The organism is Pseudomonas sp. AE27 (assembly GCF_037113495.1).
In the GTDB taxonomy this organism is placed as follows: domain Bacteria; phylum Pseudomonadota; class Gammaproteobacteria; order Pseudomonadales; family Pseudomonadaceae; genus Aquipseudomonas; species Aquipseudomonas palmensis.
The window spans coordinates 3,075,095-3,093,438 of the sequence record NZ_CP146966.1; the positions used below are offsets into that span (position 1 = coordinate 3,075,095).

General features: G+C 62.7%; 15 protein-coding genes. 2 read left to right on the top strand and 13 right to left on the bottom strand.

What is annotated here, in order from left to right:
* Positions 1-26: 26 nt before the first annotated feature.
* The 13 genes from V9K84_RS14005 to flgB form a co-directional block, all read right to left on the bottom strand.
* Positions 27-3,584 carry a glycosyltransferase gene (locus V9K84_RS14005; protein ID WP_088515595.1) on the bottom strand — a complete coding sequence of 1,186 codons (3,558 nt, stop codon included), beginning with the start codon at positions 3,582-3,584 and terminating at the stop codon, positions 27-29.
* 70 nt (positions 3,585-3,654) lie between these two features.
* On the bottom strand, positions 3,655-5,238 hold the full coding sequence (locus V9K84_RS14010; RefSeq protein ID WP_043861791.1) for a flagellar hook-associated protein 3: 1,584 nt from the start codon (positions 5,236-5,238) through the stop codon (positions 3,655-3,657).
* 13 nt (positions 5,239-5,251) lie between these two features.
* Entirely contained in the window at positions 5,252-7,291 is a 2,040-nt protein-coding gene (gene flgK / locus V9K84_RS14015) for a flagellar hook-associated protein FlgK (protein WP_054915644.1), read from the bottom strand.
* A 10-nt stretch (positions 7,292-7,301) separates the two neighbouring features.
* On the bottom strand, positions 7,302-8,507 hold the full coding sequence (gene flgJ, locus V9K84_RS14020) for a flagellar assembly peptidoglycan hydrolase FlgJ (protein WP_043861789.1): 1,206 nt from the start codon (positions 8,505-8,507) through the stop codon (positions 7,302-7,304).
* Positions 8,508-8,517: 10 nt separating this feature from the next.
* A complete protein-coding gene (locus tag V9K84_RS14025) occupies positions 8,518-9,627 on the bottom strand; it encodes a flagellar basal body P-ring protein FlgI (protein ID WP_054915656.1) in 1,110 nt (369 codons plus the stop codon).
* Between the two features lie 12 nt (positions 9,628-9,639).
* Positions 9,640-10,335, bottom strand: coding sequence for a flagellar basal body L-ring protein FlgH (gene flgH / locus V9K84_RS14030; RefSeq protein ID WP_043861788.1), 696 nt, complete (start codon positions 10,333-10,335; stop codon positions 9,640-9,642).
* A gap of 53 nt (positions 10,336-10,388) precedes the next feature.
* Complete coding sequence (flgG, locus tag V9K84_RS14035; protein WP_043861787.1) at positions 10,389-11,174, bottom strand: flagellar basal-body rod protein FlgG; 786 nt, start codon at positions 11,172-11,174, stop codon at positions 10,389-10,391.
* A gap of 45 nt (positions 11,175-11,219) precedes the next feature.
* A complete protein-coding gene (locus V9K84_RS14040) occupies positions 11,220-11,960 on the bottom strand; it encodes a flagellar basal body rod protein FlgF (protein WP_043861786.1) in 741 nt (246 codons plus the stop codon).
* Positions 11,961-12,152: 192 nt separating this feature from the next.
* A complete protein-coding gene (locus V9K84_RS14045) occupies positions 12,153-12,395 on the bottom strand; it encodes a hypothetical protein (protein WP_229590460.1) in 243 nt (80 codons plus the stop codon).
* A gap of 21 nt (positions 12,396-12,416) precedes the next feature.
* Entirely contained in the window at positions 12,417-13,778 is a 1,362-nt protein-coding gene (gene flgE / locus V9K84_RS14050; protein ID WP_088515594.1) for a flagellar hook protein FlgE, read from the bottom strand.
* Positions 13,779-13,809: 31 nt separating this feature from the next.
* Positions 13,810-14,514: a flagellar hook assembly protein FlgD gene (gene flgD / locus V9K84_RS14055; protein WP_043861783.1), complete on the bottom strand. Its 705-nt coding sequence runs from the start codon at positions 14,512-14,514 to the stop codon at positions 13,810-13,812.
* A gap of 15 nt (positions 14,515-14,529) precedes the next feature.
* Positions 14,530-14,973, bottom strand: coding sequence for a flagellar basal body rod protein FlgC (gene flgC / locus V9K84_RS14060; protein WP_043861782.1), 444 nt, complete (start codon positions 14,971-14,973; stop codon positions 14,530-14,532).
* A gap of 3 nt (positions 14,974-14,976) precedes the next feature.
* The gene (gene flgB, locus V9K84_RS14065) at positions 14,977-15,384 is read right to left on the bottom strand and encodes a flagellar basal body rod protein FlgB (protein ID WP_054915646.1); all 408 of its coding nucleotides are present in this window, start codon (positions 15,382-15,384) and stop codon (positions 14,977-14,979) included.
* A gap of 59 nt (positions 15,385-15,443) precedes the next feature.
* On the opposite strand from flgB, the gene V9K84_RS14070 reads away from it, so the two are divergent.
* Both V9K84_RS14070 and V9K84_RS14075 read left to right on the top strand, forming a co-directional pair.
* Positions 15,444-15,602 (top strand): hypothetical protein, encoded by a 159-nt coding sequence (locus V9K84_RS14070; RefSeq protein WP_157811455.1) that lies wholly within the window; start codon positions 15,444-15,446, stop codon positions 15,600-15,602.
* A gap of 139 nt (positions 15,603-15,741) precedes the next feature.
* Positions 15,742-18,336, top strand: coding sequence for an autotransporter outer membrane beta-barrel domain-containing protein (locus V9K84_RS14075; protein WP_088515593.1), 2,595 nt, complete (start codon positions 15,742-15,744; stop codon positions 18,334-18,336).
* The last annotated feature ends 8 nt before the right edge of the window (positions 18,337-18,344 follow it).

Genomic DNA, 18,344 nt, shown 5'->3' on the forward strand with positions numbered 1-18,344 from the left:
CCAGGCGACTTGCCGGCCGGTGGAGGTCAATCGGCCAACCAGCCGTTGGCCCATTGCTGCAGATTGTGTGTATTGAGTACGTAGTCACGCAGTACCGCTTCGCGTAGCGCATCGCCCTGGCGATAACTGGCCTGCGGATCTGCCAGGTGCATGCGGATCGCGTCCAGCCACTGCTCGGTGGTGTTACTGGCGACCCGCGTACAGGGCAGGTAACCACCGTAGGCCTTGGTCTCGGTGCAGATCACCGGGAAACCGCAAGCACCGTATTCCAGCAGGCGCAGGTTGCTCTTGCAGTCGTTGAACAGATTCTGCTCGAGCGGCGCCAGCGCCAGATCGAGGTTCAGGCCCGCCAGCTTCTGCGGGTACAGGTGCAGCGGCACGCCGGCATGAAACTCCTTGATGTAGGGACGCAGCAGCTGCGGGCACATGCCGAAGAACACCCAGTCGACCTCATTGGCCAAGGTCTTGACCACCTCGGCCAGCAGTTCGAGGTCGCCGCGGTGACTGGTACCGCCCGCCCAGCCGACACGCGGACGCGCCGACGTCTGGCGGCGCCCCTTCAGGCCGCCCCACAACGAGCGCGAGAGCATGTTGGGGACCACGCGAATATCCCGGTGCATGCTCGACAGCGCGTCGGCCAGTGGCTCGGTGGAGACCACCACCCGATCACACAGGGCGATACCGCGGCTGACCATTTCGCGCATGTTGCCGGGCATGTTGCGCCGGTGTTCATTCTTCTCGGGCACATCGATGATGTAGTCATCGATCTCGTAGATCCGCCGAGCCGAAGAAAGTCGCTGGATGCGCGCCATCTCCTCAAGCGAGCCGGTGGTATAGCGGCACTGCAGGATGATCACATCCGGCTTGCAACGCTCAAGCTCCACCATGCTCGGCAGCACATAGTTCAACTGTCCCTGTATCCAGCCGGCCCGTTCCAGCTCCTTGAACGGCTGGCTGACGCGATAGTGTCCGACCGCAGTGGTGTTGATTGGCAAGGCCATGACAAAAGGCAGCACCGGCTGGATGAACGGCACCCATCCCTCGCGCAGGCCCGGCTCCAGGTTGAAACTGGCCATGCGCAAGCTGAGGTTGTGGTTGTACGCCGGGTCATTGGCCACGCGCGGCAGCCAGCGCTCGTAGAAGCTGTCCTTGTGCTGCTCGTCCAGGGCCACCGTCTGCGAAGTGACCTTGGCAACCACCGCAAAGGGAGTCCAGACGATCAGATAGCCATGGTCGCGCATACGCAAGCAAAGGTCGGCATCACTCAAGCCGGTCGAGAAGGTTTCGCCGTCCAGACCGCCAAGCTGGTCGAACAGCTCGCGACGTACCATCAGGCAGACGCCACTCACGGCGCTGTAGTTCTGCACGCAGGCCAACCGATTCATGTAGCCATTGGCGTCTGCAGGCTGGCCGAAAAACGGACTGCTGGCAAGGCCGTGCAGCCCCAGCACCAGGCCTGCTCCGGTCACGTTGCCAGTCTGGTTGCACAATTTTGGCCCGACGATGCCGACCTCTGGACGCTGGGCCTGACCTACCAGTTCATCAAGCCATTGCGCGTCGAAAAACACGCAGTCCGAATCGAGCAACAGCAGGTAGCTGCCACGCGCCTGCAGGCTGGCCTGGTTGTAAAGCGCCGGGCCATTCGCCGAGGCTACCGGCACAATGCGCAACTGCTCGCTGCCAAGCCCCTGCATTGCAGCCAGCCAGCCTTGTACTGGCATCGACTCACGACCACTGACAGCAATCAGGATCTCGTAGTTGCGGTAGGCGGTGTGCTCGAAAATCGATTCGACGCAGCGCGTCAGTGCCTTTACGTCATCGCCTGCGGCAACGATGATCGACACCGCCGGCGTATCGGAATGTCGATACTGCACGTGGGCAAACATCGAGCCTTCGGCGCTGACCACCTCGGCCTCGACGCCCAGGCGTGCCAGATGCGCACGCAGCACCCTGGGTGCCTGTACGGCACAGGCTGCTTCCCGCTGCCAGGCCTCATAGCCGTAGCGACATTGCACCAGCAGCTCGGCGACATGCCCCACCGCGCCCAGCCCTTGACTCTCGACCAGTTTCCAGAGCATGTCGTGGGGGGCCAGCGACTCGAACTGCGGGTCGAAACCGCCCTGCTCACGCACCCGGGCGGTATCGAAGGCCAGCAGCCTGCCTACGTAGGGAACACTGCGCATCAGGTCCAGGTTGAAGTCCGGCTTGAAGATCGGCTGGCTGGGCTGCAGGTTGTCGTGGGTGCCTTCATCGGTGTACAGGCACGCGCAGTCGGGTTGCAGTGCCATGCGCTCGGCCATGATGACCAACGCATGCGGGTGCAGGCAGTCGCCTGCACGCAGCAGGAATACCCAGTCACCCGCCCCATCGCGGGTCACGCAGTCATTGAGCTGCTCGATGGCGTGGCCCTGGGCGTGCACCTGCACGAACTTGGGGTTCAACGGTTGCAGCGCTGCCGGGCCCAGCACGCAAATGGCCGCAGCGGCATAGGACTGTTGCTCCAGGCTGTCCAGCGTGGCCTTGAGTGCCACGCCATCGTCTTGGGCAGCGAGCACCAGCACGTCGATGCGCGGGCGACGCGGCCATTGCGCAATGCGCTTGGGCAGCAGGTCAAGCTGCGCCGCCGACAATACCCGACACCCCAGCCACTCGCCGTACAGCTCGGTGAAGCTCAGGCTGCTGGTGCCGACCTGTTGCTGAAAACTGGCGACCTGGCGCGCATACAGGCGCGTCAGCTCGAACTCTTCCCAGGCCTTGTCAGCGCCGGCGGTGTAGAGCTCCAGTGGTATGTGCCGCACCCAACCGCTGGCCGGCGCCGGTTCACTGGTGCGCGAGGCGAGCATCTGGCGCAACCACTCGCTTTCGGTAGCGAAAGCCAGGGTCATGCTGGGGTGATGGCTCAAGCGCCCGGGGTGAACGCGCTCCAGGCTGAGCATGGTGTTCAGGTAAGCCAGATGGCCATGGCGCAGCAGGCAGATGAACAGTGCCTCGACCAGACGCGCGCGAAAGCCCTCGCCGTCCTGCACCAGTTGCGGCAGCAATGCCTGAACCTGGGCGCGGCGCACCAGGGCATGGCTGATGCCACCGAACAGGTTCGGCAGGCTGCTCTCCAGCGCTTCCAGCAAATCGCCGCCGTTGATCACCGCACTGCTGGGGGAAATCATGCAGTTGGCCGGGCGCATGGGCAGCAGCGTCTCGTCCGCCGCGCAGATCAGCCGATGGTGAACCAGCACATTCACATCCGGGCAGTCGAGCATCACCTGCACCGACTGAGCGATGCAGTCACTCACCAGCCAGTCGTCATCGCAGAGAAACTTGATGAATTCACCCTGCGCCTGCTCCAGGCACATCAGCACATTGCGCGAAAAGCCCAGCGTCGACGGGTTGCGCACATACCGCAGCGCGCACGTGGCCTGGCCTGCCCACAGGTCGAAAATCGCCTTGATCTCGTCACCCTGGCTGTCGTCGCACACGACCACTTCCACATTGGCATAACGCTGGGTAATGGCACTGTGCAGGGCGCGGCTGAAAAATTCGGGGTTGAACGCGGGGATGGCGATGCTGACGAGCGGCAGTTCGTTCATTGAGATAGACCTGGAGAAAACCCCGGGGGCGACTGAGCGCCCCCGGGTGGGTACTGCAGAAAAGGGTCAATCAGAGCCGGTTGAACAGCCCGAGCGCGGCCAGCTTGCTGAAGGCCAGTTGCGAGGCTTGCAGCATGTTCTGCTGAAGCGTGAGACGGATCATCGTCTCGGCAGGGTCGGCGTTGCGGATCGAGTTCTGCGTGATGGTGTTGGCCGACTGCAAGGCTTCGTTGGTTTCTGCCTGCACATCCAGTGCCGCACCGCGTCCACCGATGGAGCTGATGGATTCGGCGATCTTGTCCGCTGCGCTGGCCAGGTTGGAGATAGCCGAGTCCATCGACGCGAGGAAGTTGCGGCGGGCTGTCGGATCGTTGTCGACAGGTGTCAGCAGCGCGGTACGCAACTGATGGATGGTGTCGAGCACGTTCTGGTTCTGGTGGTTGTTGACCTGCACCGAGTACTGGTCGCCATCTTTCGGAGTACCAGTGAAGGTGAAGTCGACGCCGGCCACACGGGTCGGGCTGACGGTGGTATCACCGCTGCCCACAGGACGGCTGTCGGCAGTCATCGGCTGCGCATAGACATCGAACGTGGTGTCGCTGGTGAACTTGACGATCGCACCGCCACCGGGGAACGCAGCGTCGTATTTTGCCTTGTCCGCAATCGACAGGCCGCTGAGCTGGCCGTCGGGCGACACGTTGCCGGGGCTGCGGGTGCCGGTGATTTCGTCGGGCTTGGAAGCGAGGGTGAACTCGTGCCCGCGCACCGCGTCGTCAGCGGCGGTGGGGTCGGTCAATTCGTCGCCCTGCAGGCCGACTTCCATGCGGATGTCGACGCCGCGGAAATTGATGGTGGTGTTGCCGCCCTTCGGGTTGAAGACCCCGCCATTGGTGGCTTCCAGGGTACGGTCGACGTTGTTGACGTCGGTGATCTTGAATTCGGTGGCGCTGACGAACTCGATCTTGTACGGCTCGCCGCTGCGGAACAGGTCGTTGTAGGTCGAGCTGCCGGAGACCTGGCCATTGGACAGGTTGACACGCACGTCGGCCGGGTTGGCAGGCGCGGTCATGGTGGTCTGGCTGCGGCTGGTGTTTAGCGCCTTCTGGAACACGTCGTAGCCGGTCTCGTTGGTGGCCACGCTGAGCATGTCACCAACCTGCAGGTTGGTGGTGCTCTGGTCGCCCTTGTACGAGTAGGTGCCATCGGCATTGCGTTCGAACGGCTGCGTGTCACCACGCGAACCCGAGAAGATGTACTTGCCGTTCTCGTCGCGGCTGTTCATCAGACTGAACAGTTGCTCTTCGAGCTGCGACAACTCCTGCTCGTTGGCCTTGCGATCGTTGTCGGTCATGTTGCCGCTGCCGGCGCCGATCGCCAGCTCCTTCACCCGCGACAGCACATTGGTGATGCTGTTGAGGGTGGCCTCGGAGGTGCCCAGGCTGGAGCGTGCACTGGAGATGTTGCCACTGTACTGGGTGATCAGGTTGTTCTGCTGTTCCAGTTGCAGCAGGCGCGCGGCACCGACCGGGTCGTCCGCGGCGGTACGTACGCGCAACTGGTCACTGGCCTGCTGCTGGGACTCCACGGCCTTGGCGAAGTTAGCCTGATAGTTGGAGGTGCTGGTCTGGTAGAACTGGGCGGTGGAAATGCGCACGATCTACGACTCCTTAAAGGCTGTTGATCAGCGTGGAGAAAATTTCCTGCGCGATCTTGATGATCTGCGAGGAGGCCGTGTAGTACTGCTGGAACTTGATCAGGTTGCCGGTTTCTTCGTCCAGGTCGACGCCGGACACCGAAGCGCTGGCGGCTACCGCAGACTTCTGCAGGGCTCCGGTGGCCTCGGTATCGAGCTTGGCCTGGGCCGCCTTGCCGCCGACGTTCTCCACCAGCTTGCCGTAGGCGTCGGTCAGGCTGATGCCCTTGCCGTTGGGGCCGACGTCGACGGTGGCCTTGGTCTGCAGATCGATCACCGCCTGGCCGTTGCGGTTGTCGGCCGAGCCGGCACCGGTCATGCCCACCGTGTAGTTGTCGCCCTGCTTGGGCGAACCGGCCACGGTCATTTCAAAGGTGATGTTCTTTTGTGGCGTACCCACCGGGTTGCCGCTGGCATCGACCATCGGCACGTTGATCTGCAGCTTGTTTTCCTGGCCCGGAATGATAGTACCGCTGCCGATTTCATCGCCCTGGGCGTTGTGGATCTTGTAGGTCTGCGGGTTGGTGCTTTCATCACCGAACACCAGCTTGACCGGCGTCGAGTACTTCAGGCCGTTCTGCAGCTCGATGCGCTGGGCCGAGTCGTAGATGTCGATCATCGAAGTCAGGTTGGGCTGACCGATGATGCCGGTACCCTGGTTGCCTGCACCGCTGGTGCCGGTCAGCGGCGCCGCCAGCGCGATGCGCTTGGGGTCGGTGAGCACGGTGTCGAGGCTGCCCGCAGCACCGCGGGTCGGGGTGATCTTGAACGAGTCGCCCTTGCTGGGCAGGCCACCGTTCATTTCCAGGGTGAAGCCGTCGATCACCGGCGGTGGCGTCTCGTCCAGCTTGTAGGAGCCCACTGCAGTGCCACCCGGGAGCCGGGTGACGGTGTAGTTGTTGTCGTCGGTAAAGGTCACCTGGTAGTCACTGGTGGTCAGCTTGCCGGTGTCCTTGATGTTGACGTTAAGGCTGCCGGTGGCGGCGTTGTTGCCCGCCTTGGCGATGCTGCGCTGAGCCATCATGGTGGCGTTGTTGATATCGTTGAACAGGGTCGCGCCGAAGTCACCGTTCTTGTCGATACCTTGCGCCAGCTGGCTGTTGATCCGGTCGGCCACCACCAGGGCCACACGGCCGAGTTCGTTGAGCGCCGGTTCCAGCACGTCATTGCGGTAGGTGATCAGGCCGCCGATCTCGCCACCGCTGACGCTGTTGGTGATGTCGATCTTGGTGGTGCCGCGGTTGAGCACCAGGTTGGAACGGGTCGGGTCGGTCGGGCTGTTCACCGTCTCGAGGGTGTTGGTGGTCTTGCCGAGCACCAGCGACTGGCCGTTCTTGAGGTACACGTCGAGGTTGCCCTCGCGCTCGACCACATCCACGCCCACCAGGTTGCTGAGCTGGCGCACCGCTTCGTTGCGCTTGTCGAGCAGGTCGTTGGGGCTGCCCTGCAATGACGACACGCGGGAGATCTGGTCGTTGTAGTTGGCAATGGTGGCCGTCAGGTTGTTGACCTGGGTGGCCATCGACGACAGGTTGCCGTTGATGTTGGTGTTCTGCTGGTTGAGCTGCGCGGCGATGGTGTTGAAGCGCTTGCTCAGTGCCTGGGCGCTGGTCAGCAGCAACTGGCGCGAGGCGTCTTCGGTCGGCTTGGCGCCAGCGCTCTGCAGGGCGGTGAAGAAGCTCTGCAGGGCGCCGGTGATACCGGTGTCCTTGTCCGACAGCAGCTTGTCGGTGGGGCTGACCTGGTCGAGAAAGGCGTTGGCCTCGCTGCTCAGCGAGTTGGTGGTACGCAGCTGGTTTTCCAGGAAGTTGTTGTACACGCGGCGCACATCGGCCAGCGTGGTGCCGGTGCCGATGAACACCTGGCCTTCGCGGATCGAACTCTTGGAGTTTTGAATGTTCTGCTGGCGCGAGTAACCAGCGGTATCGACGTTAGCGATGTTGTTACCCGTGGTGTGCATGCCCGATTGGGCAGCGCTGGCACCGGATAAGCCGATATTGATCAAACTCGCCATAATTCAAACCTTATAGTTTCGTTGTAGTAGCGACAGCTGCGTAGCTCTCGTACGACTTCATCTGTTTTGCGATCTGCGAGATCTTGCTGGCGTAGTCCGGATCGGTTGCATACCCGGCCTTCTGCAGCTCTCGCACAAACTGTTCAGGCTTATCGGCCGCATTTACCGCATCTTTATAGCGAGCATTGTTTTGCAACAAGCTCACCAGGTCGTGGAAGCTGTCCTGGTAGGAGTCATAGGAACGGAACGCAGCGGTTTCCTTGACGAACTGCCCGTCACGGAACTCGCTGGTGATCGCACGTGCCTGATCGCCTTTCCAGTTGCCGGTGGCCTTGATGCCGAACAGGTTGTGGCTGCTGCTGCCATCGGCCTGGCGCATCACCGATTTGCCCCAGCCGGTTTCCAGGGCGGCCTGTGCCACCAGGTACCGCGGGTCGATGCCGATACGCTTGGCGGCCTGCTCGGCCATCGGCAGCATGGTGGTGACGAACTCGTCGCTGGAATCGAACGCGCGCTTGGCCGGGGCCAGTGGCGGCTGCGCCACGGCACGTCCGTAGATACGCATCGAGCCCGGCGCGGCAAAAGTCTGGGCCGGGGCCCAGTCGCCCTTGACCAGCGCATCGGTCATGGCCGTGGTGCGCTGCGGCAACGCGGCGGTATTGGTGGTGGCTGGCGTGCCATCTGCCGACGGCACGATACCGGCCAGCAGGCGATCGGTGAGCTTGCCGGGCAATGCCAGACGCCGCGAATTGAGCGCCGCCATGTCGTTGCGGTGGCTGGTGCTGGCTGCATCACGCAGTGGCTCGGCCACCTTGGTCGCCCACAGGCTGCGCTGCTGCAGGTCGACCCGCGGGAACGGGCTGCTGGCCGCCGCTGCAGCGTTGGTGGCCTTCTGCTTGGACAGCTGGCGCATCAGCACATCCTGCAGGCCGATGCCGCCGCCCTCGCGGGACATGCTCACCGCCAACTGCTGGTCGTACATCTGCTGGTACTGCTTGGTGGTTTCGGTATTGAGCGGGTTGTCCTTGGCCAGCACATCGCTGGCCGAGCGCATCGACTTGAGCATCTCGTTGAGGAACAGCGACTCGAATTCCTGGGCGACCTTGCGCAGGTTGGCGTCGCTGTCGCGATCACCGACCTTGAGCGAGTTGAGGCGGTTGAGGTCGGTGTAGGCACCACTGTCGGCGGCACTGATGCCGCTTTTAGGCATATCCATGACCAGCCCCTCAGATCACGATCAGGTCGGCTTGCAGCGCGCCGGCCTGTTTGAGGGCTTCGAGAATCGCCATCAGGTCACCGGGGGCCGCGCCCACCTGGTTGACCGCACGCACGATCTCGTCGAGCGTGGTGCCCGGCCCGAATTTGAACATCGGCTTGGCTTCCTGCTCGGCGTTGACCCGCGAGCGCGGCACCACCGCCGTCTCGCCATTGGAGAACGGGCCGGGCTGGCTGACGATCGGGTCTTCGGTGATGGTCACGGTCAGGCTGCCGTGGGTGACCGCCGCTGGCGATACCTTGACGTTCTGGCCGATCACGATGGTACCGGTACGCGAGTTGATGATGACCTTGGCCACTGCCTGGCCGGGGTCGATCTCGAGATTCTCCAGGATCGACAGGTAGTCGACGCGCTGGCTCGGGTCCAGGGGCGCGGTGACGCGCACCGAGCCACCATCCAGCGCCTGGGCCACACCCGGGCCGAGCAGTTCGTTGACCTTGTCGACGATACGCTTGGCGGTGGTGAAATCGGGGCGATTGAGGTTAAGGGTGAGGCTGTTGCCCTGGTTGAAGCCGCTCGGCACCGAGCGCTCTACCGATGCACCGCCCGGAATACGCCCGGCCGATGGCACGTTGACGGTGATCTTGGAACCATCACGGCCCTCGGCATCGAAGCCGCCCACCACCAGGTTGCCCTGGGCAATGGCGTAGACGTTGCCGTCGATACCCTTGAGCGGGGTCATCAGCAGGCTGCCGCCGCGCAGGCTCTTGGAGTTGCCGATGGACGACACGGTGATGTCCACCACCTGGCCCGGCTTGGCGAACGCCGGCAGGTCGGCGTGCACCGACACTGCCGCGACGTTTTTCAGTTGCACGTTGCCCGAGCCCGGCGGCACCTTGATACCGAACTGCGAGAGCATGTTGTTGAAGGTCTGCAGGGTGAACGGGGTCTGGGTAGTCTGGTCACCCGTGCCGTTGAGCCCCACCACCAGGCCGTAGCCGATCAACTGGTTGGTACGCACGCCGGAAATGCTGGCGATGTCCTTGAGGCGCTCGGCGTGTACGCCGAACGCGGTGGACAACAGGACAGTCGCGGCAATCAGCTGCTTGATGTTGAACATGATCATCCGAACCTAGAAAGGCCAAAGCGGGCTGATGAAGAAGCGGTCCAGCCAACCGGGCTGGCTGGCATCGGCAAACGAGCCGGTGCCCGAATAGGTGATGCGCGCATCGGCGACCCGGGTCGACGGCACGGTGTTGTCGGTGGCGATGTCGTCGGCGCGCACCATGCCGGCAATACGCACCAGCTCGTCGCCGGTGTTGAGGGTCATCCACTTCTCGCCGCGTACCGCGATGATGCCGTTGGGCAGCACGTCGGCCACGGTGACGGTGATCGAACCGGTCAGGGTATTGCCCTGGGCCGCCTTGCTGTCGCCCTTGGTGGCGCGGTCGCCGCTGTAGCCGGCGCTGAGGCTCAGGTCACCGTCGCCAAACGGATTGTTGGTGTTGACCCCGGCACCGAACAGCGAGGTCAGGCCAAGCTCGGCCTTGCTGTTCTTGGCGATCTGCGAGTTGGCGTTCTTGCTCGCCTGGGTACGCTCGTTGAGCGTGATGGTGATGATGTCGCCCACCCGGAACGCCTTGCGGTCGCTGTACAGGTTCTGCTCGAAACCGGCCTGGTAGATGGAGCCGTTGTTGGCCGCTGCAGGCAGGGGTGTACGCGGCAACACAGGCGCGTAGTACGGGTCGTTGGGCTTTGGCGTCGGCGCGACGCAACCGGCCAGCAACACCACCCCACCCAGGGCGAATACGGACAACAAACGGCTCATGACTCTGACCTCACGGTGTAACAGGCGCCGCATCAGCGCCCCTGGGGCTTCACTTACAGGTTCTGGGTAACGAACGAGAGCATCTGGTCGGCAGTGGAAATCACCTTGGAGTTCATCTCGTAGGCACGCTGGGTGGTGATCATGTTGACCAGCTCTTCCACGGTGCTGACGTTGGAGTTTTCCAGGGTCTGCTGCAGGGTGGTACCGAAGCCGTTCAGGCCCGGCGTGCCGATCTGCGGCGCACCGCTGGCGGCGGTTTCCAGGAACAGGTTGTTGCCCATGGCCTGCAGGCCGGCCGGGTTGATGAAGTCGGCGGTCTGGATGTTGCCGATGATCTGCGCGGCCGGGTTGCCGGCGGTGGTGATCGATACGGTGCCGTCCTGGCCCACGGTGAAGGTCTGCGCGTCTGGCGGCACGACCACGGCAGGCTCCAGGGCGAAACCGTTGGCGGTGACCACCTGGCCATCGGAGTTCAGGTGGAAGGTACCGTCACGGCTGTACGAAACGGTGCCGTCTGGCTGCAGTACCTGGAAGAAGCCGCGACCGTTGATGGCCATGTCCAGCGGGTTCTCGGTGGTTTGCAGGCTGCCGGTGCTGAAGTTTTTCTGGGTGCCGACGATGCGCACACCAGTACCCACCTGCAGACCCGATGGCAGCTCGCTGTCCTGGGTCGACTGTGCACCTGGCTGGCGCTTGATCTGGTAGAGCAGGTCCTGGAACTCGGCACGATCACGCTTGAAGCCGGTGGTCGAGACGTTGGCCAGGTTGTTGGAAATGGTAGTCAGGTTGGTGTCCTGGGCGGACAAACCGGTTTTACTGACCCAAAGAGCCGGAAGCATGCTGTTCTCCTCGTGCGCCTGTTTTACGGCGCTACGTCTGTGTAATTAGCCGATTTGCAAAACCCGAGCCATGGCTTCGTCGCCTTCCTTGGCCGTGGTCATCATCTTGACGTGCAGTTCGAATTGACGGGACAGCGCCAGCACCGAGGTCATTTCCTCGACGGCGTTGACGTTGCTGGCTTCCAGGAAACCGGACACCACCTGCACGTTGGCATCGGCATCGGCAGGCTGGCCGCTCTTGGTGTGGATCATGCCGTCCAGGCCCTTGTTGAGGGTCTTGACGTCGGGGTTGACCAGCTTGATGCGATCGACCTCGGCCATCACCCGCGGGCCTTCACCCATGGCGCGAATGCTGATGGTGCCGTCCTGGCCGATCTCGACCTTCTGCTCGGGCGGCACGGCAATCGGGCCACCATTGCCCATCACCGGCATGCCGTTGCCCGCGCGCAGCACGCCCAGGGCATCGATGTTGAGGCTGGCGGTACGCACGTAGGCTTCGCTGCCATCCGGGGCCTGCACGGCGATGAAGCCGTCACCACCAATGGCGATGTCCAGGTCGCGGCCGGTCTCCTGCATGGCACCGGGGCTGAAATCGGTGGCAGGACGTTCGGTCATGGCATAGGCACGCGCCGGAAAGCTGTCACCAAACACCGGCATCGAGCGCGCCTGCTCCAGGTCGCGCTGAAAGCCGCTGGTGGAAATGTTCGCCAGGTTGTTGGCATGCGCCCGTTGCGCCAGTGCGTTCTGGCTGGCACCGGTCATGGCCACGTAAAGCATCTTGTCCACAGATCATCCTCCGCTGCGCTGGCGAACACTTGCCGTTCACCGCTGCTTTGCCGGTCACTCAAGCAAGTTTCAAACCAACTCTGCAAAACAGGGGTAAAGCCCCGTCAATGCGGGGGCTGGAGCACAGGCCAGCGCCTGCGCGTGCGATGCACCGTCGAAAATACGGCGCCAGCTTGCCGCTAGCGGCAAACCTCAGTTGTCACGGCAAGCGCCATTGTTGAAAGGCCCGGCAAACCGACGCCAGCCCTCGCCCGGCGAAACCTGCGAACAGACGAGCCGGCCATCGGCCTGGCTTTCCCAGCGATACCAGGCGGCCATGTCGGCGCCGACCTGCACAGCCACCACCAGCAAGGCGAAGCCCACGATTGCGAGTGCGCACTTCATTTCTACTGCCTCCGAAACAACGAACCCCTTCCGAGAAAGGGGTTCGTCCATGCTCATTCCATCAGGCGATCATCAGGTCATCTGGATGATGGTCTGCATGATGGTGCTTTCGGTAGAGATGGTCTTGGAGTTCGCCTGGAAGTTGCTCTGCGCCTTGATCAGCTCGACCAGCTCCATGGTCAGGTTGACGTTGGACGCTTCCAGTGCATTGGACTCGATCGAACCCAGGGTACCGGTCTTCGGGGTGTCGATACCCGGGATGCCCGAGGCGTAGGTCTCTTTCCAGCGGGTACCACCCAGCTGCTCCAGGCCCTGCTCGTTGGCGAAGCTGGCAATCGCGACCTGGCCGATGGCGCGGGACTGCTGGTTGCTGAAGCTGGCGAACATCACACCGGTGGAGTCGATGCTCAGGCTGGACAGGATGCCGGTGGCATAGCCGTCCTGCGCCTGGGACATGCGAGCAGTGTCGGTGTTGTACGACGTGGTGCTGGTCATGTTCATACGGATGCCGTCGGCATTGCCGGCCGAACCGTTGGACGCCCACTTGTCGGTGGCCTTGTCGTAGGACGCCGGCACCCAGCCTTTCATGGTGAAGTTGTTGTTGACCACGGTGAATTCGGAGCCCGCCGGGTGACCGGTATTGTCGGCAGTCATGGCCTTGACACTGCCATCAGGATTGAAGCTGATGGTGCCGGACAGTGGCTTGGTGCTGGTAGGGTCGAACGGGTTGCGACCATCGACCAGCGTGTAGGTGGTCCACTGGTTGTCACCGGTCTTGCGATAGAACTGCTCCATCGTGTGCTCGTTGCCCTGACTGTCGTAGATCTTGGTCGGGAACGATTTGGTGTAGGTGCTCTCGTCCGAAGGGTCGAACGTCTTGTTATCCACCAGCACCGGCGGCGTGCTGTCATCCAGTACCTGCAGCGGGATCGACGGCGCCGAGGAGTTCAGGTTGATGCCCTGATCGATCAGCGTGGTGGTCTTTGGCGCCAGCGCGGAGGTGTCGATCTTCAGGTCGGTCAGCACGCCCTTGATGATCTTGCCGTTGACGTCGGCCGCGTAACCTTGCAGACGGATACCGTCCGAGGTCACCACGTAGTTGTCCTTGTTGGTCTGGAACGCACCGGAACGGGTGTAGCTCAGCGAGCCGTTGTCGCTCAGGACGAAGTAGCCCTGGCCCTGGATACCCATGTCCAGTACGTTGCCGGTGTTGTTGATGTCACCCTGACCGAACTGCTGGGAGACTGCAGCCAGACGCACGCCGTTGCCGACGGTCTTGCTGCCCACGCCCAGTTTGCTGGCCGAGTACACATCGGCGAACTCGGCGCGCGAGGCCTTGAAGCCGGTGGTCGAAACGTTGGCGATGTTGTTGCCGGTGACAGCCAGTTGCTTGTTGGCTGCATAGAGACCGCTAAGGCCGATATTGAAAGACATCTTTCCACTCCTTGTGCCGCGTTAGCCGGCTCTATATACCGATAGTTTGGACTTTGGACAGCGCAACGCTGCCCAGGCCAGCGAGGTTGAGCATCAGCTCGCCGCCGGTCTGACTGATGGTGACGCTGCTGACGGTGGCCGGCAGCAGGGTGTACATCTCGGCCGACTTGCCATCGACGGTGGTCTTGGCCGTGAAGGTGTAGGTACCCGGGTCGACCTTTTCGCCCTTCTCGTTGGTACCGTCCCAGATGAAGTCGGCATTGCCGGCCTTCTGCTCGCCCAGGTCGATGGTCTTGATGGTCTTGCCATCCTTGTCGGTGACAGTGACGGTGCCCGAAGTGATCGACTGCGGGACCACCACCTGGCCAGTGAAGCTCTTGGTGGTGTCGACCACTGCCTTGTCGGCCTGGGTGATCACCGAGCGACCGACCAGCCCGGAGGCCTGCAGCGCCTGCGAGGAACCCATGGCCCCCGTGATGGCGTTGACCGAATCGTTCAGCGAGGTGATGCCTTCGAGGCTGGAGAACTGCGCCAGCTGGGCCACGAACTCGCTGTTGTCCTGCGGGTCGAGCGGGTTCTGGTGCTGCATCTGGGTAACCAGCAGCTGAAGGAACGCGTCCTTGCCCAGGGTCTGGCCGTTGGCGGTCTTGCCGCCCAGGCCGCTTGCCGCGTTCGTATTGCTGGACTTCTTGACGCCGGAATTGGAAATGACGTCGTTCAGGTTTACATCAGCCATAAAAAACGCCCCTTATCACTGACCCAGGGTCAGGACCTTCTGCATCATGGTTTTGGCCGTGTTCATCAGTTCGGCGTTGGTCTGGAACGAGCGGCTGGCGGAGATCATGTCAGCCATTTCCTCGACCACGTTGACGTTCGGGTAGTAGACGTAGCCGTCCTTGTTCGCCGCCGGATGGTTGGGCTGATAGCGCGCCTCGAGGTTGCTCTGGTCTTCGACCACACCCAGTACCTGAACGCCCTGCCCGGCTTCGCCCTGGTCCTGGAACAGCGACTGGCTGACGCCATTCTGGGCCTGCTGGAACGTGGTGGCGAACACCGGGTGGCGGGCACGGTAGGTCTGGTCGATGCTCGAGGAAACGGTCTCGGCGTTGGCGATGTTGGAGGCAACGGTGTTCAGGCGCGTGGTCTGCGCGCTCATGCCGCTACCGGCAATGTTGAAAACGCTGGCAAGGGACATGACTTACTCTCCGCGCAGGGCTGACACCAGCCCTTTGAATTTACTGTTGAGCAGCGTGAAGCTGGCCTGGAAACCCACGGCGTTCTCGGCATAGCTGGATTGCTCGAGCTGCGCGTCAACGGTGTTCTGATCGATCGAGGGCTGCATGGGCGTGCGGTACTGCAGGGTTTCGTCACCCATCGCCAGGCCTTGGGCCTCGATGTGCCGGGTGTTGGTGCGCTCAAGGGAGAAATGGCCGTTCTTGACCTTGTCGGTCTCGGCCGCCAGCACGGACGAGAAGTCCATGTCGCGCGCCTTGTAGTTGGGCGTGTCGGCGTTGGCGATGTTGTTGGCCAGCACTTCGGCACGCTGGGCGCGAAAGCCCAGTGCCTTTTCGTGAATGCCAAGCGCTTTGTCGAAACTGATGCTCATGTCGGGGAAACCTTTGAAGGTTGACCGTAGGGTTCGTTGCCGGTGATAGAGCAAGTCCCGTGCCAAAACACAAAACCCAGCAAAGCCGGGGCTTTGCCGCGCTTGCCAGCCATGGCAATGCCAGAAAAGCGGCAACGGATTTCCGCCAGACACCGGCAAAGCGGCAATTGCCTGGCAGCGGCAACCCCACCCTGCGCCCTTTTGGCGTCAAATTTTAATGTCAATTCGCCATCTCTCATCTAAGATCCGTCCCGCTCCGCTACGTGGCATCTGGCTATCACCGCACAGCCGTCACGCCACGCAGGCAAGCGCCGAATTCAATACGCTGTGTTTAAGGAATAAACCGTGACTCCTGTGATGTTTCGCAAGACCCTGCTCGCCCTGGCAATCACTGCCACCGCCCTGCCTGTCGGCGCCCAGACCATCAAGTTGACCGATGCCGGCTTCATCAGCGAGCACAAGACCTACGAAGGCAACCTCGAATTCACTGGCGCCTACACCGGCAGTGCCGCCGAAGACGCGATCGAATTCAACGGTAACCACGTCAAGGGCGACCTGATTCTCAACACCACGATCAACAGCAGCGGCGACTTTGCCGGCGGCATCGACCTGGACGCCTGGGAAGACGGCAGCAGCTGGGCCAGCAACCAGATCGACGGCAACCTGATCAACAAGGGCAGCATCAGCGCCGTGGGCGGCGGCTCCAATGCCCTGATGATCGACCCGGCCACCATCAATGGCAGCGTCATCAACCAGGGCCTGCTCAGCGCTACCGGCGAACCGCTGCTCGACGGCAGCGAAATGGACGTGGCCCGTGCACTGGACTTCACCGGCACGATCAAGGGCGACCTGCTCAATGACACCACTGGCCGCATCATCGCCAAGGGCACCAGCGCCAAGGGCATCAACCTGGAAGGCGGCCGTATCGACGGCAAGCTGATCAACAACGGCCTGATCCAGGTTACCGGTAACGGCGCTACCGCCATCGACGCCACTACCAGCTTCAACGGGCAGAATGTGGACATGGTCGACCTGGCCGGCATCGTCAACAACGGCACCATCATCGCCACCGGCGATGACGCCGAAGGCATCCGTGTGGACGGCGCCAGCTTCACCACCGCCGAGCGCCAGATCGTCAACACCGGCACCATCAAGGCGACCGATGCGGCCATCGTGATCGGCAACTTCGACATCGATGCCTACGATGACAACCCGCTGTACAACAGCTATGCAGGGCTGGAAATCGTCAACAGCGGCACGCTGATCTCCGAAGACGAAGCGGTCGATGCCTCCGAAACCGAGCGCAGCGTGTACCTGACCTTGCTGGACGGCAGCAAGATCACCGGCAACCTGATCGACCTGACCACCGTCGAGGTGTACGGCAAGGTGGACTTCAGCGGCACCGACAGCAGCAGCGACGGTGCCAACATCCGTCTGCGCCAGGGCGGCTGGATGGACGTGGGCAGCGTCAGCCGCAATGCGCCAGCGCACCTGAACTTCGTGCAGCCGCACACCACCATCGACGGCAACCTGTACGTGGCCGGCAACTCGTCGCTGGACTTGAACCTGAGCAGCGCCACCCGTGCCGACACCGCCGTGGTGGCCGTCAGCGGTACTGCCGAGTTCGGCAAGGGCGCACAGATTCGCCTGGCCGCACAGGGCAGCGACTTCAGCGCCCAGGGCAGCACGTACAACCTGTTCCAGGCCGGGCGCATCGATCTGCTGGACGCTTCCGACAATGTCGACGCCAACGGCAAGCTGAACCTGGTGAGCAGCTCGGCCCTGCTCAAGATCGACAGCTACAGCCTGCAGGACAACAAGCTGGTGGCTACCGTCACCGGCAAGGGCGCCGAAGAAGTCACCGACATCCTGGTCGGCCAGGGTGCCTCGGCCAACAGCCAACTGGCCCTGGGCAGCCTGAACCGCGACAGCATCCTGAGCAAACTGAGCGCCAACGACCCGCTGCTGCAAGCTTTCGCCAATGCCGACGAGGCCCAGCTGGCCAAGCTGGCCGAGCAACTGACACCTGAAGTCAACGGCGGCGCCACCCAGGCAGCCACCACCAGCCAGAACCTGGTGAGCAATGTCACCGGCAGCCGTACCAGCAGCCTGCGTGGCGCCTCCTCGGGCGAAGCGTTCAAGGACACCGGCGTGTGGGTGCAGACCCTCTACAGCGATGCCAGCCAGGACCTGCGCGACGGCGTGGCCGGCTACAACGCCTACAGCCGCGGCATCGCGGTGGGTGCCGACGGCAAGCTCAACGACAATCTGACCCTGGGCCTGGCGTACAGCTTCATCAACACCGACGTCAACGGCAAAAGCGGCAACCAGACCAAGGTGGACAGCCACGCCTTCACGCTGTACGGCGGCTTCGAGCAGGGCAACTACTTCGTCGATGCCAGCCTGAGCTATGGCTTGAACGACAACGACAGCAAACGCAAGATTGCCGGCACCTCGGCCAAGGCCGATTACGACAGCGACCTGCTGGGCCTGAACGTGGTGGGTGGCTACACCTATCACATCAACCCGCAGATGCTGGTCGAGCCGCGCATTGCCGCACGCTACAGCCTGGTGAACATCGACGGTTACCGCGAGAAGGGTTCGTCGGCTGCACTGAAGGTCGAAGACCAGCGCTACGAGGCCATCGAGCTGGGCGCAGGCCTGCGCGTTGCCGGCGAGTATCCGCTGGGCGCCGGCACCCTGCAGCCACAGGCTCGCCTGATGGCATACCATGACTTCGCGGCGGACGAAGCCAAGAGCACCTCGACCTTCCTGCTGGGTAGCACCCCGTTCGTCACCAGCGGCGCCAAGGCCGTGCGCAACAGCTACGAAGCCGGCGTAGGCGCCGACTACAAGCTGGGCGCGGTGACCCTGGGCGTGAACTACGACTACATCGGCAAATCGGGCTTTGACGCCGATGTGTTCTCGGCCAAGGTGCGTTACGACTTCTGATCGATGAC